This window comes from Streptomyces niger (assembly GCF_000718305.1).
Classification (GTDB): domain Bacteria; phylum Actinomycetota; class Actinomycetes; order Streptomycetales; family Streptomycetaceae; genus Streptomyces; species Streptomyces niger.
In genome coordinates this window covers 59,351-85,708 of record NZ_JOFQ01000034.1, presented here as the reverse complement: position 1 = coordinate 85,708, position 26,358 = coordinate 59,351, and the positions used below count along the sequence as shown (strand labels likewise).

Sequence of the window (26,358 nt, the reverse complement as noted above, 5' to 3'; positions counted from 1 at the left end):
CAAGTACGTCGGCGACGCCGGCCGCATCGTGTCGCTGGAGCACTTCGGCGCCTCCGCCGACGGCAAGGTCCTCTTCCGCGAGTTCGGCTTCACGCCCGAGAACGTGGCCGCCGCCGCGCGGGAATCGATCGACGCCGCCGCGCGCTGACGTCCATAGACGACAAGTAGGAGATGCAATTCCCATGACAGACGCACTCAAGCGCCTTTCCGACGAAGGCGTTGCGATCTGGCTGGACGACCTGTCGCGCAAGCGCATCACGTCCGGCAACCTCGCCGAGCTGATCGACCAGAGCCACGTGGTGGGTGTCACCACCAACCCGTCGATCTTCCAGAAGGCGATCTCCTCGGGTGAGGGCTACGAGCAGCAGGTCTCCGACCTCGCGGCCCGCAAGGTCACCGTCGAGGAAGCCATCCGCATGATCACCACCGCGGACGTCCGCGACGCGGCCGACATCCTGCGGCCGGTCTTCGACGCCACCGACGGCCAGGACGGCCGGGTGTCCATCGAGGTCGACCCCCGTCTGGCGCACAACACGAAGGCGACCGTCGCCGAGGCCAAGCAGCTGGCGTGGCTGGTGGACCGTCCGAACACGCTCATCAAGATCCCGGCGACCAAGGCGGGCCTGCCCGCGATCACCGAGGTCATCGGCAAGGGCATCAGCGTCAACGTCACGCTGATCTTCTCGCTGGAGCGCTACCGCGAGGTCATGGACGCCTACCTGGCCGGCCTGGAGAAGGCCAAGTCGCTGGGTCTGGAGCTGGACAAGATCCACTCCGTCGCGTCCTTCTTCGTGTCCCGCGTGGACACCGAGATCGACAAGCGCCTGGACGGCGTCGGCACCGACGAGGCCAAGGCCCTCAAGGGCAAGGCGGCGCTCGCCAACGCCCGACTGGCCTACCAGGCCTACCAGGAGGTCTTCTCCTCGGACCGCTGGGCGGCCCTGGAGAAGGCGGGCGCCAACAAGCAGCGTCCGCTGTGGGCCTCCACCGGTGTGAAGGACCCCGAGCTCAAGGACACGCTCTACGTCGAGCAGCTGGTCGCGCCGAACACGGTCAACACCATGCCGGAGGCCACCCTGGAGGCCACCGCCGACCACGGCGAGGTCACCGGTGACACCGTGACCGGCGGGTACCAGGAGGCGCAGGCCGACATCGACGCGCTCGCGAAGTTCGGCGTCTCGTACGACGAGGTCGTGCAGGTGCTGGAGGACGAGGGCGTCGACAAGTTCGAGGCCGCCTGGAACGACCTGCTCAAGTCGACCGAGGCGGAGCTGAAGCGCCTCGCTCCTTCGGAGGGCTGAGACTCTTGAGCACAGTTCACGGAGCCAATCCGCTTCGTGACGCCGCGGACCGACGGCTCCCGCGTATCGCGGGGCCGTCGGGCCTCGTCATCTTCGGCGTCACGGGCGATTTGTCACGTAAAAAGTTGATGCCGGCGGTTTACGACCTGGCCAATCGTGGCCTGCTGCCGCCGGGCTTCTCGCTCATCGGCTTCGCCCGCCGCGACTGGGAGAACGAGGACTTCGCCCAGGTCGTGCACGACGCGGTCAAGGAACACTCGCGGACCCCGTTCCGCGAGGAGGTCTGGCAGCAGCTCAGCCAGGGCATGCGCTTCGTCCAGGGCAACTTCGACGACGACCAGGCCTTCGAGACGCTGAAGACCACGATCCAGGACCTGGACAAGGCTCAGGGCACCGGCGGCAACTTCGCGTTCTACCTCTCGGTACCGCCGAAGTTCTTCCCCAAGGTCGTCCAGCAGCTCAAGCACCACGGGCTGGCGGACCAGAAGGCCGACTCCTGGCGCCGCGCGGTCATCGAGAAGCCCTTCGGGCACGACCTGGAGAGCGCGCGCGAGCTCAACCGCATCGTGCACGAGGTGTTCCCGCCGGAAGAGGTCTTCCGGATCGACCACTACCTCGGCAAGGAGACGGTCCAGAACATCCTGGCGCTGCGCTTCGCCAACACGATGTTCGAGCCCATCTGGAACCGCTCCTACGTGGACCACGTACAGATCACGATGGCCGAGGACATCGGCATCGGCGGCCGGGCCGGCTACTACGACGGCATCGGCGCCGCGCGTGACGTGATCCAGAACCACCTCCTCCAGCTGCTCGCGCTGACCGCCATGGAGGAGCCGGCCTCCTTCGACGCGGACGCGCTGGTCGCGGAGAAGGCCAAGGTCCTCGGCGCCGTACGGCTGCCCAAGGACCTGGGCAAGGAGACCGTACGGGCGCAGTACGCGGAAGGCTGGCAGGGCGGCGAGAAGGCCGTCGGCTACCTCCAGGAAGAGGGCATCGACCCCAAGTCGAAGACCGACACCTACGCCGCGGTCAAGCTGGGCATCGACAACCGCCGCTGGGCGGGCGTGCCCTTCTACCTGCGCACCGGCAAGCGCCTGGGCCGCCGCGTCACCGAGATCGCGGTCGTCTTCCAGCGCGCCCCGCACTCCCCCTTCGACCACACCGCCACCGAGGAGCTGGGGCAGAACGCTCTGGTCATCCGGGTGCAGCCGGACGAGGGTGTGACGGTGCGGTTCGGCTCGAAGGTCCCGGGCACCTCGATGGAGGTACGGGACGTCTCGATGGACTTCGCCTACGGCGAATCCTTCACGGAGTCCAGCCCCGAGGCGTACGAGCGCCTGATCCTGGACGTCCTCCTCGGCGACGCCAACCTCTTCCCGCGCACGGAGGAGGTCGAGCTGTCCTGGAAGATCCTCGACCCGATCGAGCAGTACTGGGACACGCACGGCAAGCCCGCGCAGTACCCGGCGGGCACCTGGGGACCCGTCGAGGCGGACGAAATGCTCGCACGAGACGGACGGAGCTGGCGTCGGCCATGAAGATCGATCTCACCGAAACCACGGCCAGCAAGATCAACAAGGCGCTGGTCCAAGGCCGCCGTGCCATCGGCACCCCGGCCGTCGGCATGGTGCTCACCCTCGTCATCGTCACCGACGAGGAGAACGCCTACGACGCGCTCAAGGCCGCCAACGAGGCCTCGCGCGAGCACCCCTCGCGCACCCTGGTCGTCATCAAGCGCGTCAGCCGCTCGCCGCGCGGCCGCGCCCGGGCCCGCCTGGACGCCGAGGTCCGGGTCGGCGCGGACGCCGGCACCGGCGAGACGGTGCTGCTGCGCCTGTACGGCGAGGCCATCGACCACGCCCAGTCGGTCGTGCTGCCGCTGCTGCTGCCGGACGCCCCCGTGGTCGTCTGGTGGCCCGTCGGCGGCCCGACCAACCCGGCCGCCGACCCGCTCGGGTCGCTCGCCCAGCGTCGGGTCACCGACACCTACGCCGCCGAGCAGCCCGTCCAGGAGCTGGCCGCGCGCGCCGAGCAGTACACCCCCGGCGACACCGACCTGGCCTGGACCCGCATCACGCCCTGGCGTTCGATGCTGGCCGCCGCGCTCGACCAGCAGCCGAGCCAGGTCACCTCGGTCACGGTCGAGGGCGAGGAGTACAACCCCAGCTGCGAGCTGCTCGCCATGTGGCTCGCCGACCGGCTGCACGTCCCCGTCCAGCGGACGCTCTCCGAGGGCCCCGGCCTGACGGCCGTCCGGATGGAGACCAAGAACGGCCCGATCGTGCTGGACCGCGCCGACGGCGCGCTCGCCACGCTGTGCATGACCGGCCAGCCCGACCGCGCGGTGGCGCTGCAGCGGCGGGAGACCGCCGAGCTGCTCGCCGAGGAGCTGCGCCGCCTCGACCCGGACGACACCTACGCGTCCGCGCTGAAGTTCGGCGTGGAGCGGCTGGGCGAGTACAAGGAGGGGCTCCCGGGCGAATCGGCGAAGACCGCCGAGGACGCCGAGCGGGAGGCCGAGGCGCAGTCCGCCGAGGACGCCCCCAAGGGCAAGGCCGCGGCGAAGAAGACGCCCGCGAAGAAGGCGGCCGCCAAGTGAGCGCGCCGCAGGTCGTCGTGCACCGCGACAAGGAGCTGATGGCCAAGGCCGCGGCGGCCCGGCTGATCACGAAGATCGTGGATGCCCAGGCGGCCCGCGGCTCGGCCTCCGTCGTCCTGACCGGCGGCCGCAACGGCAACGGGCTGCTCGCGGCCCTCGCCGAGGCGCCGGCACGGGACGCCGTGGACTGGTCCCGGCTGGACCTGTGGTGGGGCGACGAGCGGTTCCTGCCCGAGGGCGACCCGGAGCGCAACCACACCCAGGCCCGTGAGGCGCTGCTGGACAGCGTCCCGCTGGACCCGGCACGGGTGCACGTGATGGCGCCGTCCGACGGCGGGTACGGCAACGACGCGGACGCCGCTGCCGAGGCGTACGCCGCCGACCTGGCCGCCGCGGCGGGGCCGGAGGACCACGGGCCCGTCCCGTCCTTCGATGTCCTCCTCCTGGGCGTCGGCCCGGACACCCACGTCGCCTCGCTCTTCCCCGAGCACCCGGCGGCGCGGGAGACCGAGCGGACGGTGGTCGGCGTGCACGGCGCGCCCAAGCCGCCGCCCACCCGGATCTCGCTGACCCTGCCCGCCATCCGCGCGGCACGCGAGGTGTGGCTGCTCGCGGCGGGCGAGGACAAGGCGAACGCGGCCGCGATGGCCCTGTCCGGCGCCGGTGAGATACAGGCACCCGCGGCGGGCGCGTACGGCCGCAGCCGTACGCTCTGGCTGCTGGACGAGGCGGCCGCCTCCCAGCTGCCGCGCGACCTGTACCCGCCGGCCTCGGCCTGAGCCGCCGCTGACGAACGGCCCGGCCCCCACGGTCATCCACCGTGGGGGCCGGGCCGTTTCGCATGCCCGGGAGGGCCGTCAGCGGGTCACGACTGCCACTCCCGCTCCTGGCGCACCATGGCGTTGGCCAGCCCCGCCGGGTCCTGCAGGTCGCCCACCGAGACGCCCTCGACGTCCTCGTCAACGGTGTTGTACGGGCCGAGACCGGCCTCCTTGTCGCCCTGCTCCACCTCCAGGTGACGGGCGGCCACCTCCTGCTGCCTGGCCGCCGGCTGGGCCACCAGCCACTCGCGGTTCTCCGCGGTCAGCAGGTTCAGAAAGCTCAGGAGCGCGTCCTCGTGCACCGGGATCAGCGCCCCCGCATCGTGCGGTAGGTGGACACCAGGGCCTTCGTCGAGGCGTCCAGGCCCTCGACCTCGGCGCCCTCGGTGAGCGCCGGCTCGACGCGCTTGGCGAGGACCTTGCCCAGCTCCACGCCCCACTGGTCGAAGGAGTCGATGTTCCAGACGGCGCCCTGGACGAACACCTTGTGCTCGTAGAGGGCGATCAGCTGGCCCAGCACGGACGGGGTGAGCTCCTTGGCCAGGATGGTGGTGGTGGGGCGGTTGCCCTTGAAGGTCTTGTGCGTCACCAGCTCCTCCGGCACGCCCTCGGCCCGCACCTCCTCCGGCGTCTTGCCGAAGGCCAGCGCCTGGCCCTGCGCGAAGAGGTTCGCCATCAGCAGGTCGTGCTGGGCGACCAGCCGCGGCTGGAGGTCGTCCACCGGGCGCGCGAAGCCGATGAGGTCGGCCGGGATCATCTTCGTGCCCTGGTGCAGCAGCTGGTAGTACGCGTGCTGGCCGTTGGTGCCGGGCGTGCCCCAGACCACCGGGCCGGTCTGCCAGTTCACCTCCTGGCCGTCGCGGCTCACGTACTTGCCGTTGGACTCCATGTCCAGCTGCTGGAGGTAGGCGGTGAACTTCGAGAGGTAGTGGCTGTACGGCAGCACCGCGTGCGACTGCGCGTCCCAGAAGTTGCCGTACCAGACGCCCAGCAGGCCGAGCAGCAGCGGCGCGTTCTCCTCCGGCGGCGCGCACCGGAAGTGCTCGTCGATCAGGTGGAAGCCGGCCAGCATCTCGCGGAAGTGCTCCGGGCCGATCGCGAGCATCAGCGACAGGCCGATGGCGGAGTCGTAGGAGTACCGGCCGCCGACCCAGTCCCAGAACTCGAACATGTTGGCCGTGTCGATGCCGAACTCGGCGACCTTCTCGGCGTTGGTGGACAGCGCCACGAAGTGCTTGGCCACGGCCTCGTCGCCGGCGCCCAGGCCGCTCAGCAGCCACTCGCGGGCCGACTTCGCGTTGGTGATCGTCTCGATCGTGGTGAACGTCTTCGAGGCGATGATGAACAGCGTCTCGGCCGGGTCCAGGTCGCGCACGGCCTCGTGCAGGTCCGCGCCGTCCACGTTGGAGACGAACCGGAACTGCATGTCGCGGTCGGTGTAGGCGCGCAGCGCCTCGTACGCCATCGCCGGGCCCAGGTCGGAGCCGCCGATGCCGACGTTGACGACGTTCTTGATGCGCTTGCCGGTGTGGCCCTTCCAGTCGCCGGAGCGGACCCGGTCGGTGAACACCGACATCTTGCGCAGCACGGAGTGCACCGCGGGGACGACGTTCTCGCCGTCGACCTCGATGACCGCCGACTCCGGCGCGCGCAGCGCGGTGTGCAGCACCGCGCGGTTCTCGGTGATATTGATCTTCTCGCCGCGGAACATGGCGTCCCGCAGCTCGGTGACCTTCGTCGCCGCGGCCAGCTCACGGAGCAGCAGCAGCGTCTCGTCGGTCACCAGGTGCTTGGAGTAGTCCAGGTGCAGGTCGCCGACCTGGAGCGTGTAGCGCTCCGCGCGGCCGGGGTCCTGGTCGAACAGCTCGCGCAGATGCGTGCTCGCGAGTTGTTCGCGGTGCTTTCCCAGGGCCGCCCACTCGGACGTCTGGTCGAGCCTGCTGCGGCCATCTGCGTTCATCTCGGACATCAGCCTTCTTTGGTCTCGTATCGGCCCCGCCACCCTCCAACCTAATTGATCAGGGGACGATGCGGGCGCCTCCCACTCGAGCGAGGCCGAGAGCGGGGGAGATGTCCGCCCACGGCCGAACGGCTGACACCGTGTGTCCGTACCGGATTCACCCGCAAGGCCACTCGAACAGCGCAACGCGACCGGCCCGACAGGAAGGCCAGAACCTTCCGGCCGGGCCGGTAACCACTCTTCTCTTCGTCCGTACCGCCGCGCGCGAGGCGTCGTCAGATCTCGCCACGGAGCTTGGCGAGCGCCTCCGCGAGGATCGCCTCACCGTCCGCGTCCGTGCGGCGCTCCCGTACGTACGCCAGGTGCGTCTTGTACGGCTCGGTGCGCGGCGGGTCCGGCGGGTTGTCCCGGTCCTTGCCTGCGGGGAAGCCACAGCGCGGGCAGTCCCAGGTGTCAGGAATCTGCGCGTCGCCGGCGAAGCTGGGCTGTGTCTCGTGCCCGTTGGAGCACCAGAAGGAGATGCGGATGCGCGGCGCGGACTCGCCCCGCTCGGCCTCCCCCATCGGCCCCGCCCCGACCCGACTTCCTCGGATCGCGTTGCCACTTGCCACGGTCGTAACTCCCTGCGTCATGGTGCTGCGAAGCATCGACGGGATTCTTCGCTGCGGAGCGCCCCAGTCTACGTAAGGCCCAACGCGCGTCCAGTGACAGGAGTTACCCGGCCACGCAAGGACGCCGCACTCATGATAAGCCGCGCCCCCGACGCCGTGTCAGTTGTCCAGCTTCATCAGGATGCCGAGAACGACGATGCAGGCGAACCAGAGGAGGCCGACGACGATGGTGATGCGGTCGAGGTTGCGCTCGGCCACGGAGGAGCCGCCCACCGAGGACTGCATGCCGCCACCGAACATGTCGGACAGGCCGCCGCCCTTCCCCTTGTGCATGAGCACCAGCATCATCAGCAGCGCGCTGAAGACGATGAGGGCGATCGAGAATCCCATGACCACGGCTGGACCAACTCTCTAGGACTGACGGACGGGAGTACGGGCGGATGTGATGCGGAAGGGCCGGGACGGCGTCGTGTGACACCGGGCCCGGCCCCGACAGCCTACGACGGGCCGGGCCCGCCGTCATAGCCGCTGCTCACAGTGGTACGGAGCGCGACCGTGACCGTTACTGGTCGCGGAACCGAACGATCTTGACGAACTCGTCGGCGTCCAGCGCCGCACCGCCGATCAGGGCGCCGTCGACATCCGGCTGCGCCATGATCGCAGCGACGTTACCCGACTTCACCGAGCCGCCGTACTGGATCCGCACCTTGTCGGCGAGCTCCTGGCTGTACAGCTCCGCGAGGCGGCCGCGGATCGCACCGCAGACCTCCTGGGCGTCCTCCGGGGTGGCGACCTCGCCGGTGCCGATGGCCCACACCGGCTCGTACGCGATCACGATGGTCTCGGCCTGCTCGGCCGGGACGCCCTCCAGCGCGCCGTCGACCTGGGCGAGGGTGTGCGCGACCTGGTTGCCGGCCTTGCGGACGTCCAGGCCCTCACCGACGCAGAGGATCGGGGTGATGCCGTGCTTGAAGGCGGCCTTGACCTTGGCGTTGCAGACCGCCTCGTCCTCGCCGTGGTACTGACGGCGCTCGCTGTGGCCGATGGCCACGTACGCGCACTTCAGCTTGGCGAGCATGGGGCCGGAGATCTCACCGGTGAAGGCACCGGAGTCGTGCGCCGAGATGTCCTGGGCGCCGTACTTGATCTTCAGCTTGTCGCCGTCGACCAGGGTCTGCACCGAGCGGATGTCGGTGAAGGGCGGCAGGACCGCGACCTCGACGGCCTCGTAGTCCTTGTCGGCGAGCGCGAAAGCGAGCTTCTGGACGTGCGCGATGGCCTCGAGGTGGTTGAGGTTCATCTTCCAGTTGCCCGCCATCAGCGGGGTACGGCTACTCACGTTTGTTCAGTCCTCCAGAGCGGCGAGGCCGGGGAGCGTCTTGCCTTCGAGGTATTCGAGGCTGGCGCCGCCACCGGTCGAGATGTGGCCGAAAGCATTCTCGTCGAAACCGAGCAGGCGTACGGCCGCGGCCGAGTCACCGCCGCCGACGACGGTGAACGCCTCGGAGTCGAGCAGGCCCTGCGCGACGGCCTTGGTGCCGTTCGCGTAGTCGGGGTGTTCGAAGACGCCCATCGGGCCGTTCCAGAAGACGGTGGCCGCGTCCTTGAGCTTGTCCGCGTACAGCTCACGGGTCTTCGGGCCGATGTCCAGGCCCTCCTGGTCCGCCGGGATGGCGTCGGCGGCGACCACGGTGGGGTGGGCCGGGGCCTTGGTCTTCAGGTCCGGGAAGTCGGCCGAGATCAGCACGTCGACGGGGAGGACGAACTCCACGCCACGCTCCTCGGCGCGCTTCATGTAGTCCTTGACCGCCGGGATCTGGTCCTCCTGGAGGAGCGAGATGCCGACCTCGTGGCCCTGGGCCTTGAGGAAGGTGTACGCCATGCCGCCGCCGATGAGGATGCGGTCGGCCTTCTCCAGCAGGTGGTCGATGACGCCGAGCTTGTCGGACACCTTGGCGCCGCCGAGCACGACCGCGTACGGGCGCTTGACGTCCTCGGTGAGCTTCTTCAGCACGGTGACCTCGGCGGCGATCAGGTCGCCGGCGGCGTGCGGCAGGCGGGCCGGCAGGTCGTACACCGAGGCGTGCTTGCGGTGCACGGCGCCGAAGCCGTCGCCGACGTAGAGGTCGGCGAGCTGGGCCAGCTGGTCGGCGAACGCGCCGCGCTCGGCGTCGTCCTTGCTGGTCTCGCCCGCGTTGAAGCGGAGGTTCTCCAGGACGGCGACCTGGCCGTCGGCCAGGCCCGCGACGGTGGCCTGCGCGGACTCGCCGACCGTGTCGGTGGCGAACGCCACGCCCGTGCCGAGCAGTTCACCCAGCCGCTTCGCCGCGGGGGCGAGCGAGAAGGCGGGGTCCGGCGCGCCCTTGGGGCGGCCCAGGTGCGAGGCCACGACCACCTTGGCGCCGGCCTCTGCGAGCTTGGCGATGGTCGGCTGCACGGCGCGGATCCGGCCGTCGTCGGTGATGGTGGTGCCGTCCAGCGGCACATTCAGGTCGGCGCGGACGAAGACCCGCTTTCCCGCTACCTGAAGGTCGTCGATCGTCTTCATGGTGACTCCGTGGCTCTGTTCGGAACGTCAGTCATAGCACGGGGCCCGTACGACGCTTCATCGCGTCGTACGAGCCCCGTCGCTCACATCTCGCTGGTGCTGCCCTGCGGGTCAGGCAGGGATCAGAGCTGGCCGCCGACGAAGACGGTCAGGTCGACCAGACGGTTGGAGTAGCCCCACTCGTTGTCGTACCAGCCGATGACCTTCACGTTCTTGCCCTCCTGGACCATGGTCAGGGAGGAGTCGAAGGTGCAGGACGCCGGGGCGTTGACGATGTCGGAGGAGACGATCGGGTCCTCCGTGTACTCCAGGATGCCCTTGAGCTCGCCCTCGGCGGCCTTCTGGAAGGCGGCGTTGACCTCTTCCTTGGTGACCTCGCGGCCGAGCTCCAGAACCAGGTCGGTGACCGAGCCGGTGGGGACGGGCACGCGCATGGCGATGCCGTCCAGCTTGCCCTTGAGCTGCGGGAGGACCAGCGCGGTGGCCTTGGCGGCACCGGTGGTGGTCGGGATGATGTTCTCCGCGGCGGCGCGGGCGCGGCGCAGGTCCTTGTGCGGGAAGTCCAGGATGCGCTGGTCGTTGGTGTACGCGTGGACCGTGGTCATCAGGCCCTTGACGATGCCGAAGTTCTCGTCGAGAACCTTCGCCATCGGCGCGACACAGTTGGTGGTGCAGGAAGCGTTCGAGATGACGTGGTGCTTGTCGGCCTCGTACTTGTCCTGGTTGACACCCATCACGATGGTGATGTCCTCGTCCTTGGCCGGAGCCGAGATGAGGACCTTCTTCGCGCCACCGGCGAGGTGCTTGGCGGCGTCCTCGCGCTTGGTGAAGATGCCGGTCGACTCGACGACGACGTCGACGCCCAGCTCGCCCCACGGGATGTCGGCGGGGTTGCGCTCGGAGAGCACCTTGATGGTGCGGTCGCCGACGGTGATGGTGTCGGCGGTGTGCGACACGTCCTGCTTCAGGCGGCCCAGGATGGTGTCGTACTTCAGCAGGTGCGCGGTGGTCGCGGTGTCACCCAGGTCGTTGACAGCCACGATCTCGATGTCCGCACCCTGCTCCAGCAGCGCGCGGAAGTAGTTACGACCGATGCGGCCAAAGCCGTTGATGCCTACGCGGATCGTCACGAACCGATCTCCTCGTTGGTACGCCGGATCTGCACCCGGCGAGCTGTATGGGATGTCCCCGACCGCCTCCGACCCTACCCCCAATACGTAACGTACGTGACATTGACAGGGGTGCTCGGAGCCCTTCCCTGTAATGCGCGCCTTCCCTTACGCCCCAAGGAAATCTCAAGGAAAGCCCGAGGAAAGTTGGAGCGCCGGGGAGCTCAGTTGAGCGGTGCCGTACGGGGTCCCTCGACGGGGCCGGCCGGGGTGCCTTCGCGGGTCCGCGGACAGCCCTCGGCAGGGCAATCCGCGCCGGGACCCGACGGAGGACGTTCGTGACCGTATCGTGCCCGTTTCCGACCTTTTCAGCCGACCATGCCCTCGGCCAGGTCATCGGCGAGGTTGGACTCGGTGCCGGGGATGCCGAGATCCTGCGCGCGCTTGTCGGCCATCGCGAGCAGCCGGCGGATCCGGCCCGCGACCGCGTCCTTGGTCAGCGGCGGGTCGGCGAGCGCGCCCAGCTCCTCCAAGGAGGCCTGCTTGTGCTCCATGCGCAGCCGCCCGGCCGCCGCGAGGTGCTCGGGCACCTCGTCGCCGAGGATCTCCAGCGCGCGCTGCACACGGGCGCCCGCGGCGACCGCGGCCCGCGCCGAGCGCCGGAGGTTGGCGTCGTCGAAGTTGGCGAGGCGGTTGGCCGTGGCCCTCACCTCGCGGCGCATTCTGCGCTCCTCCCAGGCCAGCACCGACTCATGGGCGCCGAGCCGCGTCAACAGCGCGCCGATCGCGTCACCGTCACGGACCACCACCCGGTCCACGCCGCGCACCTCGCGGGCCTTGGCCGCGATGCCGAGCCGGCGCGCCGCGCCGACCAGCGCGAGCGCCGCCTCGGGGCCCGGGCAGGTCACCTCCAGGGAGGAGGAGCGGCCGGGCTCGGTGAGCGAGCCGTGCGCCAGGAACGCGCCGCGCCAGGCGGCCTCCGCGTCGCAGGTGGCCCCCGAGACCACCTGCGGGGGCAGGCCGCGGATGGGGCGGCCGCGGCCGTCCACCAGGCCGGTCTGGCGCGCGAGCTGGTCGCCGCCGGCGACCACCCGGACGACGAACCGGCTGCCGCGGCGCAGCCCGCCGGGCGCCATCACCACGAGGTCGGAGGAGTGTCCGAAGATCTCCAGGATGTCCTTGCGGAGCCGCCGGGCCGCGATGCCCGTGTCCAGCTCCGCCTCGATCACGATCCGCCCGCTGACCAGGTGCAACCCGCCCGCGAACCGGAGGATCGACGAGACCTCCGACTTCCGGCAGCAGGTCCGGGTGACGGGGAGCCGGGGGATTTCGTCCTTCACCGCTGCCGTCATCGCCATGGGCCGATCCTTCCATGCATCCGAAAAATACGGTCGTACGCGGCGGCCAGCAGCTCGGGGTCGTGCCGAGGAGAGCCGCCCCCGGGCGCACCCCGGGAGGCTTCCCCTTGAGCGGCCACGGCCGCCAGCTCGACCTCGCTGCCGAACAGCTCCTTGGCCACTCCGGTCAGGCTTTCCCGGTCGGGCACGGCGTCCTGATCGGCCAGCACCACGTCAAAGGCGAGTTTAGGGGCGTGTCGGGCCAAAACCTCCAAATGACGCTGCGGGGAAAACCCGTCCGTCTCCCCCGGCTGGGGCGCGAGGTTCAACGAGAGAACCTTACGTGCCTTGGTCTCCTCCAGTGCCTCGCGCAGCTGCGGCACCAGAAGGTGCGGGATCACGGAGGAGAACCAGGATCCGGGGCCGAGCACCACCCAGTCGGCGTCCCGGACCGCCTCGACGACCTCCGGGACGGCCGGCGGGTCCTCGGGGACGACGTGCACGGACTGCACCTCGCCGCGGGTGAGCGCGACCGTGGCCTGGCCGCGGACGGTGGAGATCTCGTCCGGGCGGTCCGGGTCGTGGCCCTTGACCAGCGCCTGGAGCTCCAGCGGCACGGCGGACATCGGAAGGACCCGGCCGTGCGCGCCCAGCAGCTTGCCGACCAGGTCGAGCGCCTGGACGGGGTCGCCCAGCTGTTCCCACAGGGCGACGATCAGGAGATTTCCCACGGCGTGGTCGTGCAGCTCGCCGCCGCTGATGAAGCGGTGCTGGATGACCCGGGCCCAGGTCTGGCCCCAGTCGTCGTCGCCGCACAGCGCCGCGAGGGCCTTGCGCAGGTCGCCGGGCGGCAGGACGCCCAGCTCGTCGCGGAGCCGGCCGCTGGAGCCGCCGTCGTCGGCGACGGTGACCACGGCGGTCAGGTCGCGCGTGATGCGGCGCAGCGCGGCGAGCGAGGCGGACAGGCCCATGCCGCCGCCCAGGGCGACGACCTTCGGCGTGGCGCCCCGGTGCGTGCTGCCCCGTACCAGCCGACGCACACGGCGCATACGGGGCGTGCGGCTGGTCACTCGCGCCCCATGTCCCGATGGACGACGACCGTCTCGACTCCTTCGGAGACCAGGCGGCGGGCGAGCTTCTCCGACATGGCGACGCTGCGGTGCTTGCCGCCCGTGCAGCCGACCGCGATGGTCACGTACCGCTTGCCCTCGCGGCGGTACCCCTCGGCGACGATGCGCAGCAGCTCGGCGTAGCCGTCCAGGAACTCCTTGGCGCCGGGCTGGCTGAAGACGTAGTTGGACACCTCTTCGTTCAGCCCTGTGTACGGGCGCAGCTCCGGGACCCAGTGCGGGTTCGGGATGAAGCGGCAGTCCACCACGAGGTCGGCGTCGACCGGCAGGCCGTACTTGAAGCCGAAGGACATCACCGTGGCCCGCAGCTCGGGGACCTCCTCGCCGGCGAACTGGGCATCCATCTTGGCGCGCAGCTCGTGGACGTTCAGGGAGGAGGTGTCGATCACCAGGTCGGCGTCGCCGCGCAGCTCGCGCAGCAGGTCGCGCTCGGCGGCGATGCCGTCCACGATGCGGCCGTCACCCTGCAGCGGATGCGGGCGGCGGACCGACTCGAAGCGGCGGACCAGGGCCTCGTCGGAGGACTCCAGGAAGACGATCCGGCGCTTGACGTGCGCGGCGTCCAGCGCGGCCAGGGACTCCTTGAGGTTGTCGAAGAAGCGGCGGCCGCGGACGTCGACGACGACCGCGATGCGGGCGACGTTGCCCTGGGAGCGGGCGCCGAGGTCGACCATCGGCGGGATGAGCTCGGGCGGGATGTTGTCGACGACGAACCAGCCGAGGTCCTCCAGGCACTTCGCCGCCGTGGACCGCCCGGCCCCCGACATCCCGGAGATGATCACCAGCTCGGGGATCGCGGGGCTGCGGTCCTGCTCGTCGCGGATCGGCGCCGCACTCACCGGCGCGGCTTCTCTCTCGGTCTGCTGCTCGGGGCTGCTGTCGCTCATCGTTCCTGTCCCTGTTCTGAAGGCAACGCGGCCTGCGGTGCCCCCTCATCTTCAATGATCTCTCCGGTGGCGGTGTTGACCGCCGGGGCGGCCGGAGCGGCCTGGGCCAGGGTCGCCGCGACGGTCTCGGCGGTCTTGCGGCCGACGCCGGGCACCTCGCAGATCTCCTCGATCGTCGCGGCCCTGAGTTTCTTCAGGGAGCCGAAGTGCTTCAGGAGGGCCTGGCGGCGACTCTCGCCGAGGCCGGGCACGGTGTCCAGGGGGCCCGCCGTCAGTCGCTTGCCGCGCTTGTTGCGCTGGTAGGCGATGGCGAAGCGGTGCGCCTCGTCACGGACCCGCTGCAGGATGTAGAGCCCCTCGCTCGTACGCGGCAGGACGACCGGGTCCTCCTCGCCGGGCACCCAGACCTCCTCCAGGCGCTTGGCCAGCCCGCAGACCGCGACGTCGTCGATGCCCAGCTCGTCCAGGGCCCGCTGAGCCGCGGCGACCTGCGGCCGGCCGCCGTCGACGACGACCAGCTGCGGCGGGTACGCGAACCGCTTGGGGCGGCCCTCCTCGTCCTTCGGGCCCGGCGCGGGTCCGTCGGCGTCGCCCGCGTCCGGGGCGGGCACGGAGAGGTCCGCCGGCCCCGGCACGGGTCCGGAGACGGGCCCGCCGGTGTCCGTGCCTGCCTCCTCCTCCCACTCGCCGGTCCGCTGCTTCTCCGCCAGGTACCGCTTGAACCGCCGGGAGATCACCTCGTGCATCGACCGGACGTCGTCCTGGCCCTCGAAGCTCTTGATCTGGAAGCGCCGGTACTCGCTCTTCCTCGCCAGTCCGTCCTCGAAGACGACCATGGACGCCACCACGTCGTCGCCCTGGAGGTGGGAGATGTCGAAGCACTCGATGCGCAGCGGCACCGAGTCCAGCTCCAGCGCCTCGGCGATCTCCTCCAGCGCCCGGGAGCGGGTGGTCAGGTCGGAGGCGCGCTTGGTCTTGTGCAGCGCGAGCGCCTGTTGGGCGTTGCGCTGGACCGTGGCCATCAGATCCTTCTTGTCGCCGCGCTGCGGGATGCGCAGCGAGACGTTGGAACCGCGGCGCTCGGCCAGCCACTGCTGGATCGGCTCGACGGGGTCGGGCAGCGCCGGGACGAGGACCTCCTTGGGCACGGCGTCGCCGCGCTCCTCGCCGTAGAGCTGCTGGAGGGCGTGCTCCACGAGGGCCGCGGTGTCGACGTTCTCGACCTTGTCGGTGACCCAGCCGCGCTGGCCGCGCACCCGGCCGCCGCGTACGTGGAAGATCTGGACGGCGGCCTCCAGCTCGTCCTCGGCGAGCGCGATGAGGTCGGCGTCCGTGGCGTCGGCGAGCACCACGGCGCTCTTCTCCATGGCCCGCTTGAGCGCCTCTATGTCGTCGCGCAGCCGGGCCGCTCTCTCGTACTCCATCTCCTCGGCGGCCTCGCCCATCAGCCGCTCCAGGCGGCGGATGTACGCGCCGGTGCGGCCGGCCATGAAGTCGCAGAACTCGTCGGCCAGTTCGCGGTGCTCCTCGGCGGAGACGCGGTCGACGCAGGGCGCCGAGCACTTGCCGATGTAGCCCAGCAGGCAGGGGCGGCCGATCTGCCGGGAGCGCTTGAAGACCCCGGCGGAGCAGGTGCGCACGGGGAAGACGCGCAGCATCAGGTCGACGGTCTCGCGGATCGCCCAGGCGTGCGCGTACGGGCCGAAGTAGCGCACGCCCTTCTTCTTGGCGCCGCGCATGACCTGGACCCGGGGGTACTCCTCGTTGAGGGTCACCGCGAGGTACGGATAGCTCTTGTCGTCGCGGTACTTGACGTTGAACCGCGGGTCGAACTCCTTGATCCAGCTGTATTCCAGCTGGAGCGCCTCGACCTCGGTGGAGACGACGGTCCACTCCACGGACGCGGCCGTGGTGACCATCGTGCGCGTACGCGGGTGGAGATTCGCCAGGTCCTGGAAGTAGTTCGACAGGCGCTGGCGCAGGCTCTTGGCCTTGCCGACGTAGATCACCCGTCGGTGCTCGTCCCGGAACTTGTAGACCCCCGGCGAGTCGGGGATCTGTCCCGGCTTGGGTCGATAGCTGCTGGGGTCTGCCATGTCCGCCACCCTACTGGTGACCACTGACAACCCGGGCACAGGTGAGGACACCGGCCGGCATACGCGCAGGGCCCCGGCCCGCGACGGGATGTGTCGCGGGCCGGGGCCGGTGGGGGGTGGCGCGGTGGGGTCGCTCACGGAAGCCGGCCGGGCCGGCCACCGAGCGCGGTCAGCGGCGCAGGCGGCGGGAGACGAGCGCGCCGCCGACCGCCAGCACGATCACGGTGCCGAGGGCGGTCAGCACCGCGACGAGCGGCCCGCTGCCGTTGGCGGCGGCCGCCACCGGCTGGGCGGCCTGGCCGGCGGCCGCGCGGTCCGCGGCGCCGGAGGGCCGGGCCGGCGTCCCGTAACCGCCGGCCTCGCCGCGCCGGTCGTACGCCGAGCCGGGCAGCTTGTCGGCGTACGCCGCGCGCACGCGCTTCTGGTAGGCGGCGACCGTGGTCCCGGTCGCCCCGACCGCCTGCTTCGCGTCCGCGTCCAGCGGCAGGATCCGGTCCCCGCGCTGGACGTACCAGGCGTCGATCTGCGGCTCGCGGAAGAGCGTCCCGCCCTTGGCCGCCGCCTTGGCCGCGTACGCCGTCTCGTCGGCGCCGGTGGCGATGTTCACCACCCGCCAGCCGTCCGCGCCCCGCGGCCGTACGGACCACACCGACGCTTCCTGGCCGTCGGCGGAGACGGCCTTGCTGGCGAGGAAGTCGAGCTTCGCCACGGGGGCGCCGGAGCGGCCGCGCACGAAGTCCGGCGAGAGCACGTAGACGGGCACGGTGGCCCCTTCGATGCGCGGTGCTGCCCCCTTGATGCTCACCCGGCCGTCGCGGGCGAAGAAGCGCGCGAGCGTCTTCAGTGTGTCCGGCGCGGTCGCCGCCTCGTGGGCCGCGGCCACGCTCGCCGCGGCCGGCTTCCCGGGCGGCGCGGGGGTGTCGGCTGCCGACGCGGCCTGTGGGGCGAGCGTGGCGAGCGCGGTGGCCAGCGCCGCGGTGACGGCGGCCCGCTGCACGTTCCGGTACGTCATCGCCTCAGGCTCCGATCCGGTAGAGGGAGTGCGTCCAGGAGAACTCGCTGCCGTTGACGTAGTACCGGTAATCGCCCCAGTTGTAGCGGTTGTTGTCCGGCCAGGGGTCGCCCCAGTACACCCAGTTGTTCGCGGTGTCGAAGCCGTAGAGGACGTGCATGTGGCCGCCCCCGGAGGACCACTGGATGCGGGTCTCCACGGGCCTGTTGGCGTTGATCTCGCTCTGCACGGTGCTGTAGTTCAGGTAGCCGCTGACGTAGCTGCCGGGGTTGATGCCGGCCCAGTCCAGGCCGTTCTGCACGTCACCGAGGGTGGCCTGGCTGTTGGGGCAGGTGGTCCCCTGTTGACGCCCGAAGGCGGCGTTGCAGAACTGGTTCTGGCTGTAGTTGCGGCCGAACCAGGTGGCGATGGTGTTGCCCGAGGCCGCCCAGCACCAGTTGCTGTTCTGCTGGGCCTGCATCGTGATGTTCAGCTTCTTGCTGCCGAGCGCGGTATCGGGTGCGGCCGTCGCCGTCGCGGCGGGGAAGCCGGTGAGGACGGCGGCGACGGCCGCGATCAGGGGCCATCTGCGGCGCGGGGAGTGGGGACGGGCCGAGTCTGTGCGGCGGGACGGGCGGTGCATGGCGGTCCTCCCGAGGGGGGTGGGAAGAGGGAGAGGAACGCATCCGGATGATGCTGAGGAGCATCGGGTGTTGTCCGGGGCAGGTCAACACGCTTCAATGCGAGGTGACGCGGCGGTGTGGACGGACGGGCCCTGATGTGAACGTCCCCTGCCCGGCGATCTGCGAGGAACGGACAGCGCCAGCGGGACGTGTGAACTCCGGTTGTGAACGTTCACCCCGCGCACCGGAGGGTTGGCCATGACACAGGACACCGCCGCAACGGCAGAGCTGGCACAGGTGCTGCGCACCGGGCCGTTCCATCTCGCCCTGCGGGCCGCGCTGGCCGAACGCGGCCTCGCCCTGCACCGCGTGCAGTACAAGCTCGCGCAGCGCGGCATCAAGGTCGGCGTCACCAGCCTCAGTTACTGGCAGCAGGGCGCCCGCCGCCCGCAGCGCCCGGAGTCGCTGCGCGCGGTGACCGCACTGGAAGAGGTGCTGGAGCTGCCGGACGGCACCCTGACCCGGCTCCTGGAGTCGCAGACTCCGGTGTTCCCGGACGTGGAGCGGCCCACGGGCCGGTCGTACCGCACCCTCACCGAGGACTCCGACGTGGTCCGCAAGCTCCTCGCCGACCTGGGCGCCCCCACGGACGGCGGGCTGCACACCGTGGGGCAGTCGGAGCGGGTCCTCATAGGGGCGCGCCGCGAGCTGCTGGACCGCGAGTCGCAGCACGTGGTGCGCGCGCACCGGGACGGCATCGACCGGTACGTCGCCATCCACTGCGGCGACGAGGGCGCGGACCCGGCTCGGGTGGTCGTACGGGCCACCGAGAACTGCCGGCTGGGGCGGGTGCGGTACGCCCCCGAGGCGCCCCTGGTGGTCGCCGAGCTGCTCTTCGACACCCGGCTACGGGCCGGCGACACGTACGTCTTCTCCTACGGGTTCCGCGACGGGACCGCGGGCGAGAGCACGGAGTACCTGCGCGGTTTCCCGTTCCCCGGCGGGCAGTACGTCCTCCAGGTCCGCTTCGACGAGGCGGCGCTCCCCGTGCGCTGCGGCCGTTTCGCCCAGGCCACGACGGTCGCGCCCCGTACGGCTCGGCAGGACCTGACCCTCACGGGCCGGCACCGCGCCGTCCACCTGGTCGACCAGTCCGTACGCCCGGGCCTGCTAGGCATCGAATGGGACTGGGGCTGAGCCTTACGGGCCCTGCGGCCGTCGGCCCTTCGAATCCTGCGGCCGTCGGCCCTACGGGTCCTGCGGCCGTCCGCCCTTCGGGGCCTGCGGTCGTCGGCCCTACGGGTCCTGCGGCCGTCCGCCCTTCGGGGCCTGCGGTCGTCCGCCCTACAGGGGCTGCGGGAAGCGGCCCTACGGGGCGTGCGCGGGCTCAGTCGGCGAGCGGGCTCAGCCCGCGATCAGCTTGCCGCCCTTGACCTTGACCGGGACCTCCTCCAGCGGCTTGGTCGCCGGTCCGTGCACGGGCTTGCCCGTGGCCACGTCGAATTGGCTCCCGTGCAGCGGACAGGTCGCCACTTCCTTGTCGAGCTTGTTCAGCACCGCGCCCATGTGCGTGCACACCGAGCTGAAGCACTTGAACGTCCCCTCGACCGGCTGCGAGACGACCAGCTTCTCCTCGGGGTAGAGCTTGGCGCCGCCGACCGGTATCTCGGCGGCCGCGCCCAGCTCCGTCTCCTGCGTCGGCGCCTTCGGGGCCGAGCCCGACCCCGAACCGCCCGCGGAGCACGCGGCGGCGCCGACGCACGCGATGCCCGCGAGTGCGGCCCCTCGCAGCACGGTACGGCGGTGGAGGGGCTCACTCATGGTCATGACTCCTGCGTTCCGGGGGCGGGACGGTTCCCCCGGGGCGTGCGCCCTTCATGGGACGCGCGCGCTCTCAGGGGCTGGCGCTGCTTCCTGACGATACCGGGACGGAATCCGCGCCCCGGGCCGGGTCCGGCTGCCCGTGGACCGTCCTGCGCAGCAGGTCCTGCTCGATCTCCTCCAGGCTGCGCCCCTTCGTCTCGGGGAGCAGCTTCCGCACGAACACGAAGGCGAGGAAGGTCATCACCGCGAAGAAGACGAAGTTGGTGCCCGCCCCGAAGGTGTCCAGGAGCGAGGGGAACACCAGCGCGACCGCCATGTTGAACAGCCAGTTGAAGATCACGCACAGGCTGACCGCCGCGGCCCGCAGCCGCATCGGGAACAGCTCGGGCAGCATCACCCACTGCACTGGCCCCCAGGAGACGGCGAAGGACGCGATGTACAGGCCGATCCCGAAGAGCGTGAGGACGGACAGCAGCGCGCCGTAGCCCAGCCCGCTCAGGTTGGTGACGGCCAGCAGCACCATCGCCGCACACATGCCCAGCGCGCCCCAAAGAAGCAGCGGCTTGCGCCCCTTGCGGTCGATCAGCCGCATCGCGGGCAGCGTCATCAGCATGTTCAGCGCGCCGACCCCCATGGTGGCGATGATCGCGCCGCTGTCCCCGAAGCCGACGTTGGTCAGCAGCCGGGGCGCGTAATAGATGATCGTGTTGATGCCGACGAAGTTCTGGAAGAACACCAGCAGCATCCCGACCACGAAGACCGGCCGCAGCTTCGGCGACAGCAGGTGCCGGAACGTCAGGCTCTCGGTCTGCTCGCGCTCGGTCCGTACGGTCTCCTCGATCTCGGCGAGTTCGGCCCGGGCCGCCTCGCCCTCGCCGCGCAGCTGGAACAGCACCCGCCGCGCCTCGTCGCCGCGCCCCTTGCCGACCAGCCAGCGCGGGCTCTCCGGCTGCGTGATGATGCCGACCGCCAGTACCGCCGCCGGCACGACCCCGAGCCCGATCATCCAGCGCCAGGCGCCGGAGTCGTGGAAGAGGTAGTCGGTGACGTACGCGAGGAAGATGCCGACCGTGACCAGCAGCTGCATCAGCGAGGCCAGACCGCCGCGCACGTGCTTGGGTGCCAGCTCGGTGAGGTAGAGCGGCACGACGACGGACGCGATGCCGACGCCGATGCCCAGGACGAAGCGGAAGGCGATCAGCGCCCAGACGTGCGTCGCGAGCGCCGCGCCGAGCGTGCCGAGGATGAAGACCCCGGAAGCGGCTAGGATCAGCCGCCGGCGGCCCCAGGAGTCCGACAACCGCCCGGACAGGCCGGCGCCCAGCATCGCGCCGACCAGCAGCCCGGAGACCACCATGCCCTCCAGCAGCGGGGTCATCGGGATGTCCCGCTTGATGTAGAGCAGCGCCCCGGAGATCACGCCGGTGTCGTAACCCCACAGGATGCCGCCGAGGGCGCCGAAGACCCAGATCAGTCCGTTCTTGAGCCGCGAGGCGCGGGCGGGCTCGGCCGAGGCCCCGGCCGGGATGCGCGCGGACATGGCCGTCACCCCTCCTTCGCCTGGTTCGGCGCGATGTGGATCTTGCGTCCGGTGCCGGCCTTGAAGCGGGCGACCGCCGTGTCGAAGTCCTCCAGCCCGTAGACGTCGCTGACCAGCGGGTCCAGGTCGAGCCCGGAGGCGAGTACGTCGATGGCGGGCTGGAAGCTGTTGTGCACGGCCATCGAGCCGATGATGTCGATCTCGCTGTTGTAGACGAGGTACGGCGAGAACGCGGCCTTCCGGGCCGGGTCCGCCACGCCGAACTGCAGGAACGTGCCGCCCTTGCGGACGCGCCCCAGCCCGTCCTCGATGGCGGGCACCGCACCCGTGGCGTCGACCACCACCTCGAAGCCCGGCCCCTTGCCCAGCGCCAGCTTGTCCGCGCTGGTCACGGCCGCATCCAGGCCGAAGGACTCGGCGAACGCCAGCCGCTCCTCGTTGAGGTCGACCACCGAGACCGAGGCGGCGCCCGCGGTCCGTACGAGCGCGGCCATCATCAGCCCCATCGTGCCCGCGCCGTAGATCAGGTAGTGCTCGCCGGGGCGGCGCGGCAGCCGGTTCAGGCCGTGCACCGCGCAGGACAGCGGCTCGATCAGGCCGGCCGACGCCTCGGAGAAGGACGCCGGGATCACGTAACAGCAGCGTGCCGGGACGGCCACCTGCTCCGCGAAGCCGCCCGCCTGCGTGACGCCGATCGCCCGGTAGTCCTCGCAGAGGTTCCCGCGGCCGATCCGGCAGTAGTGGCAGGCGCCGCACGGCATGTTGGGGTCCACCGCGACGCGGTCGCCGACGGCGGGTCCAGTGGCCCCCTCGCCGCCCTCGCCGACCGCCACGACCTCGCCGGTCAGCTCGTGCCCGGGGATCACCGGGTACGTCACCGGCGGCAGCTCGCCGCCGAGGATGTGCATGTCCGTCCCGCACAGGCCGCACGAGGAGACGCGGACGACGACCTCGCCGGGTTCAGGCCGGGGATCCGGCACGTCGGCCGGGGCGACTCGGCCCGGCTCGGTGACCACGACAGCGCGCATTTCGCGCCTCCACTTCATTGTGCTGCGGCTTCTGGGTACTGCGGCTGGTGCCGGTGCGGGCCCTTGTGACCGGTGCCGGTGGCGGTGCGGTCACCTGTGACCGGTGCCGGTGGCGGTGCGGTCCCGTGGCCGGTCCGTCCGGTCCGGTACCCGGCCCGCCGGACTCGATTCCGTCGCGTCCCGCGTCGGTGCCGGGTCCCGCCGTTCCGAGCCGTACCTCGATTGCGGGGAGGCTAGCTCGCACGTAAACGCTTACGCAAGCGTTTACGCCATGCTTCTCATGCGTTACGGTTTCCCCACAATCACGCACGCCGTCGGTCACGTCGGCCACGTCGGGGAGGACGGCATCGGATGGCGACGATGGTGGATGTCGCACGCCGCGCGGGCGTTTCCGTGGCGACGGTCTCGCACGTCCTGAACGAGACCCGGCCCGTCCGCCCCGACACCCGCAAGTCCGTCCTGGACGCGATCGACGAGCTGGGCTACACCCACAACACGCTCGCCCGCTCTCTGGTCACCTCGCGCACCCGGTCCATCGGTCTCGCCGTCTCCGCGATCAGCAACCCGTACTTCACCGAGATCCTCCAGGGCGTCGAGGCCGGCGCGCTGGAGGCCGGCTACAGCCTGTTGATCGCCGACCCGCACGACGACCCGGCGCACGAGCGCAAGGTCGTCCAGCTGCTGCACGAGCGCCGCGTGGACGGCATGATCATCGCGCCCTCCGCGGAGCCGGCCGAGCTGGTCGAGTACGTCACCAAACGCGAGGTCCCCACCGTCTTCCTGGACCGGCTCGTCGGCGCCGCGTACGACCAGGTCTGCGCCGAGAGCACGACCCCCGTGCGGCAACTGGTCGAGCACTTCGCCGACCTGGGCCACACCCGCATCGGCCTGATCGCGGGCCTCCCCGGCCTGAGCACGACCACCGAACGCGTCGCGGGCTACCGCGAGGGGCTGCGCGCCCGCGGCCTGCCGTTCGCGCCGGAGCTGCTGGCCGGCGGCAACTCCGAGGCGGAGGGCGCCGAGGACGCCACCCGGCACCTCCTCGCGGCCCCCGAGCCGCCCACCGCCGTGATCACCGCCAACAACGCCATGACCATCGGCGCGCTGAAGGCCCTCGGCGAACTGGGCCTCCGGGTACCGCGCGACATCGCGCTCGCCTGCTTCGACGACTTCTCCTGGGCGGACCTCTTCTCGCCCCGGCTGACGGCGATCGCCCAGCCCAGCCGCGAGATCGGCGCCGCCGCCGTCCAACTCCTCCTGGACCGCCTGGAACAACCGACCCGCCCACCCCGCACCGTCCGCCTCCCCTGTGCCTTCATCCACCGCACGTCCTGCGGCTGCGGGGAGTGAGGCGGAGGTGCGTGAAGTAGCGGTGCGTGAAGTATGCGTGAAATAGGGGTGCGTGAAGTAGCGGTGGATGGAGTAGTGATGGGTGGGGCGGTGATGCGCCGAGCGGGGCTGGGGCGTTGCGCCGCCCGACGGGCCACCCACGCACGCCGGCCCGCCCCTGGATGCCAGGCCGTCCCCGTGCACCGGACCGTCCGCGCGCCCCGTCCCCTCCGCGGGCAGCGGCCCCTCCGCGAACGGCGTCCCCTCCACGGGCAACGGCCCCTCTGCGTACCGCGGGCCGCTTCCGCATCCCGCGGTCTCCGTCCCCGTCTCCGTCTTCGCCTCCCTTACGACCTCCACCTCCGTCGCCGCCTCCACCTCTGTCTCCGCCTCCGCGTACAGCGGAACCCCGCCCCCCGGACCGTCCCCGGAAAGGACCTCTCGTGATCGTCGTCGCCGGCGAAGCCCTCATCGACCTCGTCCCCACGAGCGCCGTGGACGGCGAGCGCACCCCCGCGGACAGCGCGGCGGAGCTGCCCGCGCTGTCGCCGCGCCGGGGCGGTGGCCCGTACAACACCGCGGTCGCCCTCGGCCGGCTCGGCTCACCGACCGCCTTCTGCTCGCGGATCTCCACCGACGCCTTCGGCGCGTCCCTCGTGGCCGGCCTGCAGTCCGCAGGCGTCGACACCTCGCTCGTCGAGCGGGGCGCCGAGCCGACCACGCTCGCGCTGGCCGACATCAGCCCCGACGGCTCGGCCGGTTACGGCTTCTACGTCGAGGGCACCGCCGACCGTCTCTTCACCCTGCCGGCCGCCCTCCCCGACGGCGTGCGCGCCCTCTCCCTGGGCACCTGCTCCCTCGTCCTGGAACCGGGCGCCAGCGCGTACGAGGCGCTGATGCGACGCGAGGCGGCCCGCGGGGTGTTCACCGCGCTGGACCCGAACATCCGCGCCGGCCTGATCGCCGATCCGAACGCCTACCGCGCCCGCTTCCACGCCTGGCTCCCGCACGTGGCCCTGCTCAAGCTCTCCGAGGAGGACGCACGCTGGCTGGCCGGCGCCGAGGACCTTCCGGCGGACGCGGCCGCCGATGCGGTGGCCGGCGCGGTGAAGGAGTGGCTGGCCGCCGGCCCGGCGGCGGTCGTCCTCACCCGGGGCGGCGCCGGCCTGACCGTCGCCACCGCCTCCGGCGAGGTCTCCGTACCGGGCGAACGCGTCGAGGTCGTGGACACGATCGGCGCGGGCGACACGGTGAACGCCGCGCTCCTGCACCGGCTGGACGCGCACGACGCGCTGTCCCCCGCCGCGCTCGCGGCCCTGGGCGAGGACGCCTGGCGCGACATCCTCGGCTACGCCGCCCGGGCCGCGGCCGTCACCTGCTCCCGCCCCGGCGCGGAACCCCCGTACGCCGCAGAACTCGCCTGAGCCGGGCCGGCGGGCGCTGCACCGAAGGCGCCCCGCTGCCACACTCCGTCCCAATGGCACACGCCGTCCTGGCAGTCACGTCACCCCGCCGGCACACGCCGTCCCGGTGGCCACATCACCCCGCCGGCACACGCCGTCCCGGTGATCACGTCACGCCGCCGGCACACGTCGTCCCGTGGTGGGCCACCCCGCCGGCTCGCGTCATCCCGGCGGCTCACGCCAGCGACAGGAAGAGTTTCTCCAGCTTGGCGCGCATCTCGTCGCGCTCCATCTCCGGTCCGGTCCCGTCGTCCGTCAGGCAGTACTCCAGGCCCGTGGCGATGATCGCGAAACCGGCCCGGTCCAGGGCGCGCGAGGCCGCGGCGAGCTGCGTGACGACCTCTTCGCAGGACCGGCCCTGTTCGATCATCCCTATGACCCCGGAGATCTGCCCCTGGGCCCGGCGCAGCCGGTTGACGGCGCCTTTCAGTTCCTCTGCTGGCAACTCCACGGCCCGCTCCTTTCCACGAATACCCCCACGGGTATGGTAGCGCTGGTCCTTGTACCCGCATTCCCGCACGTCTGCGAGAGGATCCCCATGGCCACCCCCGCCGCTCCCCTGTCGGTCGAAGAGCTCCGTCCCCGCCTTCCGGAGCTGACGCTCATCGACGTCCGCACGCCCGGGGAGTACGCCTCGGGGCACATCCCCGGCGCCCACAACGTCCCCCTCGACCAGCTCGACCGAGCCGTACCGGCCCTGCGCTCGGTCACCGCGCGGGGGCCGCTCGCCGTGGTCTGCGCGAGCGGCAACCGTTCCGCCACCGCCTGCGACCTGCTCGCCGACGCCGGGGTCACGGCCGCCTCGGTGACCGGCGGCACCAGCGCCTGGGCCGCCGTCGGCCATCCACTGGAGCGCCCGGCCGAGGGCCGCGCCGTATGGCCCATGGAGCGCCAGGTACGACTGGCCGCCGGGTCGATCGTGCTGGCCGGCGTACTCGCCGACCGCGTCCTGCCGGGCGCGAAGTACCTCTCCGCCGCCATCGGCGCCGGTCTGGTCTTCTCCGCCGTCACCGACACCTGCGGCATGGCGAAGGCCCTGGCCAAGCTCCCCCACAACCGTCGCCCCGCCGCAGCCCCGTCCCTCACAGCCACCCTCCACTCCCTGGAGAACTGACCACCGCACCGCCCACCGACACCACGGGGACCCCCGCCCCCGAAGGC

At 71.2% G+C, this 26,358-nt stretch carries 26 protein-coding genes; 9 read left to right on the top strand and 17 right to left on the bottom strand.

What is annotated here, in order from left to right:
• The 5 genes from IF20_RS41025 to pgl all read left to right on the top strand — a co-directional run.
• A partial coding sequence (locus tag IF20_RS41025) for a transketolase-like TK C-terminal-containing protein (RefSeq protein WP_199896899.1) occupies positions 1 to 148 on the top strand: 148 nt, incomplete at its 5' end.
• A 34-nt stretch (positions 149 to 182) separates the two neighbouring features.
• A complete protein-coding gene (gene tal / locus IF20_RS35135; protein WP_052869506.1) occupies positions 183 to 1,301 on the top strand; it encodes a transaldolase in 1,119 nt (372 codons plus the stop codon).
• Between the two features lie 5 nt (positions 1,302 to 1,306).
• Complete coding sequence (zwf, locus tag IF20_RS35130; RefSeq protein WP_052869505.1) at positions 1,307 to 2,839, top strand: glucose-6-phosphate dehydrogenase; 1,533 nt, start codon at positions 1,307 to 1,309, stop codon at positions 2,837 to 2,839.
• Entirely contained in the window at positions 2,836 to 3,900 is a 1,065-nt protein-coding gene (opcA, locus tag IF20_RS35125; RefSeq protein ID WP_052869504.1) for a glucose-6-phosphate dehydrogenase assembly protein OpcA, read from the top strand. The genes zwf and opcA overlap by 4 nt, the downstream gene beginning before the upstream one ends.
• Positions 3,897 to 4,679, top strand: a complete 783-nt coding sequence (gene pgl / locus IF20_RS35120) for a 6-phosphogluconolactonase (RefSeq protein ID WP_052869503.1) — start codon at positions 3,897 to 3,899, stop codon at positions 4,677 to 4,679. Before opcA ends, pgl begins: the two co-directional genes overlap by 4 nt.
• 86 nt (positions 4,680 to 4,765) lie before the next feature.
• On the opposite strand, the gene IF20_RS35115 is transcribed toward pgl, so the two are convergent.
• From IF20_RS35115 to IF20_RS35055, 13 genes are all read right to left on the bottom strand, one after another.
• Positions 4,766 to 5,023, bottom strand: coding sequence for a hypothetical protein (locus IF20_RS35115; RefSeq protein WP_052869502.1), 258 nt, complete (start codon positions 5,021 to 5,023; stop codon positions 4,766 to 4,768).
• Between the two features lie 5 nt (positions 5,024 to 5,028).
• A complete protein-coding gene (gene pgi, locus IF20_RS35110; protein ID WP_052869513.1) occupies positions 5,029 to 6,681 on the bottom strand; it encodes a glucose-6-phosphate isomerase in 1,653 nt (550 codons plus the stop codon).
• Between the two features lie 275 nt (positions 6,682 to 6,956).
• Positions 6,957 to 7,292, bottom strand: coding sequence for an RNA polymerase-binding protein RbpA (locus IF20_RS35105; protein WP_078600932.1), 336 nt, complete (start codon positions 7,290 to 7,292; stop codon positions 6,957 to 6,959).
• A gap of 159 nt (positions 7,293 to 7,451) precedes the next feature.
• Positions 7,452 to 7,682, bottom strand: coding sequence for a preprotein translocase subunit SecG (gene secG, locus IF20_RS35100; protein ID WP_199896898.1), 231 nt, complete (start codon positions 7,680 to 7,682; stop codon positions 7,452 to 7,454).
• A gap of 172 nt (positions 7,683 to 7,854) precedes the next feature.
• Positions 7,855 to 8,631, bottom strand: coding sequence for a triose-phosphate isomerase (tpiA, locus tag IF20_RS35095; RefSeq protein ID WP_052869500.1), 777 nt, complete (start codon positions 8,629 to 8,631; stop codon positions 7,855 to 7,857).
• Positions 8,632 to 8,637: 6 nt separating this feature from the next.
• Entirely contained in the window at positions 8,638 to 9,840 is a 1,203-nt protein-coding gene (locus tag IF20_RS35090) for a phosphoglycerate kinase (protein ID WP_052869499.1), read from the bottom strand.
• A gap of 122 nt (positions 9,841 to 9,962) precedes the next feature.
• On the bottom strand, positions 9,963 to 10,970 hold the full coding sequence (gap, locus tag IF20_RS35085; protein ID WP_052869498.1) for a type I glyceraldehyde-3-phosphate dehydrogenase: 1,008 nt from the start codon (positions 10,968 to 10,970) through the stop codon (positions 9,963 to 9,965).
• A gap of 347 nt (positions 10,971 to 11,317) precedes the next feature.
• A complete protein-coding gene (whiA, locus tag IF20_RS35080; RefSeq protein ID WP_052869497.1) occupies positions 11,318 to 12,307 on the bottom strand; it encodes a DNA-binding protein WhiA in 990 nt (329 codons plus the stop codon).
• Positions 12,298 to 13,356, bottom strand: coding sequence for a gluconeogenesis factor YvcK family protein (locus IF20_RS35075; protein ID WP_199896897.1), 1,059 nt, complete (start codon positions 13,354 to 13,356; stop codon positions 12,298 to 12,300). Before IF20_RS35075 ends, whiA begins: the two co-directional genes overlap by 10 nt.
• Positions 13,353 to 14,303, bottom strand: coding sequence for an RNase adapter RapZ (gene rapZ, locus IF20_RS35070; RefSeq protein WP_267881159.1), 951 nt, complete (start codon positions 14,301 to 14,303; stop codon positions 13,353 to 13,355). Before rapZ ends, IF20_RS35075 begins: the two co-directional genes overlap by 4 nt.
• Positions 14,300 to 16,399 (bottom strand): excinuclease ABC subunit UvrC, encoded by a 2,100-nt coding sequence (uvrC, locus tag IF20_RS35065; protein WP_052869495.1) that lies wholly within the window; start codon positions 16,397 to 16,399, stop codon positions 14,300 to 14,302. Before uvrC ends, rapZ begins: the two co-directional genes overlap by 4 nt.
• 169 nt (positions 16,400 to 16,568) lie before the next feature.
• Complete coding sequence (locus tag IF20_RS35060) at positions 16,569 to 17,411, bottom strand: hypothetical protein (RefSeq protein ID WP_110944847.1); 843 nt, start codon at positions 17,409 to 17,411, stop codon at positions 16,569 to 16,571.
• Between the two features lie 4 nt (positions 17,412 to 17,415).
• Positions 17,416 to 18,033, bottom strand: coding sequence for a papain-like cysteine protease family protein (locus IF20_RS35055; protein ID WP_052869494.1), 618 nt, complete (start codon positions 18,031 to 18,033; stop codon positions 17,416 to 17,418).
• A gap of 238 nt (positions 18,034 to 18,271) precedes the next feature.
• On the opposite strand from IF20_RS35055, the gene IF20_RS35050 reads away from it, so the two are divergent.
• A complete protein-coding gene (locus IF20_RS35050; protein WP_052869493.1) occupies positions 18,272 to 19,210 on the top strand; it encodes a hypothetical protein in 939 nt (312 codons plus the stop codon).
• A gap of 207 nt (positions 19,211 to 19,417) precedes the next feature.
• Here IF20_RS35050 and IF20_RS35045 read toward each other — a convergent pair whose 3' ends face one another.
• The 3 genes from IF20_RS35045 to IF20_RS35035 form a co-directional block, all read right to left on the bottom strand.
• Positions 19,418 to 19,834: a Rieske (2Fe-2S) protein gene (locus IF20_RS35045; protein WP_110944849.1), complete on the bottom strand. Its 417-nt coding sequence runs from the start codon at positions 19,832 to 19,834 to the stop codon at positions 19,418 to 19,420.
• Positions 19,835 to 19,907: 73 nt separating this feature from the next.
• Positions 19,908 to 21,377 (bottom strand): sugar porter family MFS transporter, encoded by a 1,470-nt coding sequence (locus IF20_RS35040; protein ID WP_052869491.1) that lies wholly within the window; start codon positions 21,375 to 21,377, stop codon positions 19,908 to 19,910.
• A 5-nt stretch (positions 21,378 to 21,382) separates the two neighbouring features.
• Positions 21,383 to 22,405 carry a zinc-dependent alcohol dehydrogenase family protein gene (locus IF20_RS35035; protein ID WP_052869490.1) on the bottom strand — a complete coding sequence of 341 codons (1,023 nt, stop codon included), beginning with the start codon at positions 22,403 to 22,405 and terminating at the stop codon, positions 21,383 to 21,385.
• A 351-nt stretch (positions 22,406 to 22,756) separates the two neighbouring features.
• Between IF20_RS35035 and IF20_RS35030 the strand changes: the two genes are divergently transcribed.
• Together IF20_RS35030 and IF20_RS35025 are read left to right on the top strand one after the other, a co-directional pair.
• A complete protein-coding gene (locus tag IF20_RS35030; RefSeq protein WP_052869489.1) occupies positions 22,757 to 23,755 on the top strand; it encodes a LacI family DNA-binding transcriptional regulator in 999 nt (332 codons plus the stop codon).
• Positions 23,756 to 24,177: 422 nt separating this feature from the next.
• A complete protein-coding gene (locus tag IF20_RS35025; RefSeq protein ID WP_052869488.1) occupies positions 24,178 to 25,158 on the top strand; it encodes a carbohydrate kinase family protein in 981 nt (326 codons plus the stop codon).
• A gap of 214 nt (positions 25,159 to 25,372) precedes the next feature.
• Here IF20_RS35025 and IF20_RS35020 read toward each other — a convergent pair whose 3' ends face one another.
• Positions 25,373 to 25,642 carry a metal-sensitive transcriptional regulator gene (locus IF20_RS35020; protein WP_199896900.1) on the bottom strand — a complete coding sequence of 90 codons (270 nt, stop codon included), beginning with the start codon at positions 25,640 to 25,642 and terminating at the stop codon, positions 25,373 to 25,375.
• Positions 25,643 to 25,735: 93 nt separating this feature from the next.
• On the opposite strand from IF20_RS35020, the gene IF20_RS35015 reads away from it, so the two are divergent.
• Positions 25,736 to 26,311 (top strand): rhodanese-like domain-containing protein, encoded by a 576-nt coding sequence (locus IF20_RS35015; RefSeq protein WP_052869486.1) that lies wholly within the window; start codon positions 25,736 to 25,738, stop codon positions 26,309 to 26,311.
• Positions 26,312 to 26,358 lie beyond the last annotated feature (47 nt).

Excerpts from the sequence above, each read along its gene's own strand:
- secG (WP_199896898.1), bottom strand. The coding sequence starts at position 7,682 with ATGGGATTCTCGATCGCCCTCATCGTCTTCAGCGCGCTGCTGATGATG.
- IF20_RS35090 (WP_052869499.1), bottom strand. The coding sequence starts at position 9,840 with ATGAAGACGATCGACGACCTTCAGGTAGCGGGAAAGCGGGTCTTCGTC.
- IF20_RS35035 (WP_052869490.1), bottom strand. The coding sequence starts at position 22,405 with ATGCGCGCTGTCGTGGTCACCGAGCCGGGCCGAGTCGCCCCGGCCGAC.
- rapZ (WP_267881159.1), bottom strand. The coding sequence starts at position 14,303 with ATGAGCGACAGCAGCCCCGAGCAGCAGACCGAGAGAGAAGCCGCGCCG.
- opcA (WP_052869504.1), top strand. The coding sequence starts at position 2,836 with ATGAAGATCGATCTCACCGAAACCACGGCCAGCAAGATCAACAAGGCG.
- IF20_RS35060 (WP_110944847.1), bottom strand. The coding sequence starts at position 17,411 with ATGACGTACCGGAACGTGCAGCGGGCCGCCGTCACCGCGGCGCTGGCC.
- IF20_RS35030 (WP_052869489.1), top strand. The coding sequence starts at position 22,757 with ATGGCGACGATGGTGGATGTCGCACGCCGCGCGGGCGTTTCCGTGGCG.
- IF20_RS35055 (WP_052869494.1), bottom strand. The coding sequence starts at position 18,033 with ATGCACCGCCCGTCCCGCCGCACAGACTCGGCCCGTCCCCACTCCCCG.
- uvrC (WP_052869495.1), bottom strand. The coding sequence starts at position 16,399 with ATGGCAGACCCCAGCAGCTATCGACCCAAGCCGGGACAGATCCCCGAC.
- IF20_RS35050 (WP_052869493.1), top strand. The coding sequence starts at position 18,272 with ATGACACAGGACACCGCCGCAACGGCAGAGCTGGCACAGGTGCTGCGC.
- IF20_RS35040 (WP_052869491.1), bottom strand. The coding sequence starts at position 21,377 with ATGTCCGCGCGCATCCCGGCCGGGGCCTCGGCCGAGCCCGCCCGCGCC.
- pgi (WP_052869513.1), bottom strand. The coding sequence starts at position 6,681 with ATGAACGCAGATGGCCGCAGCAGGCTCGACCAGACGTCCGAGTGGGCG.
- whiA (WP_052869497.1), bottom strand. The coding sequence starts at position 12,307 with ATGGCGATGACGGCAGCGGTGAAGGACGAAATCCCCCGGCTCCCCGTC.
- IF20_RS35045 (WP_110944849.1), bottom strand. The coding sequence starts at position 19,834 with ATGAGTGAGCCCCTCCACCGCCGTACCGTGCTGCGAGGGGCCGCACTC.
- IF20_RS35015 (WP_052869486.1), top strand. The coding sequence starts at position 25,736 with ATGGCCACCCCCGCCGCTCCCCTGTCGGTCGAAGAGCTCCGTCCCCGC.
- tal (WP_052869506.1), top strand. The coding sequence starts at position 183 with ATGACAGACGCACTCAAGCGCCTTTCCGACGAAGGCGTTGCGATCTGG.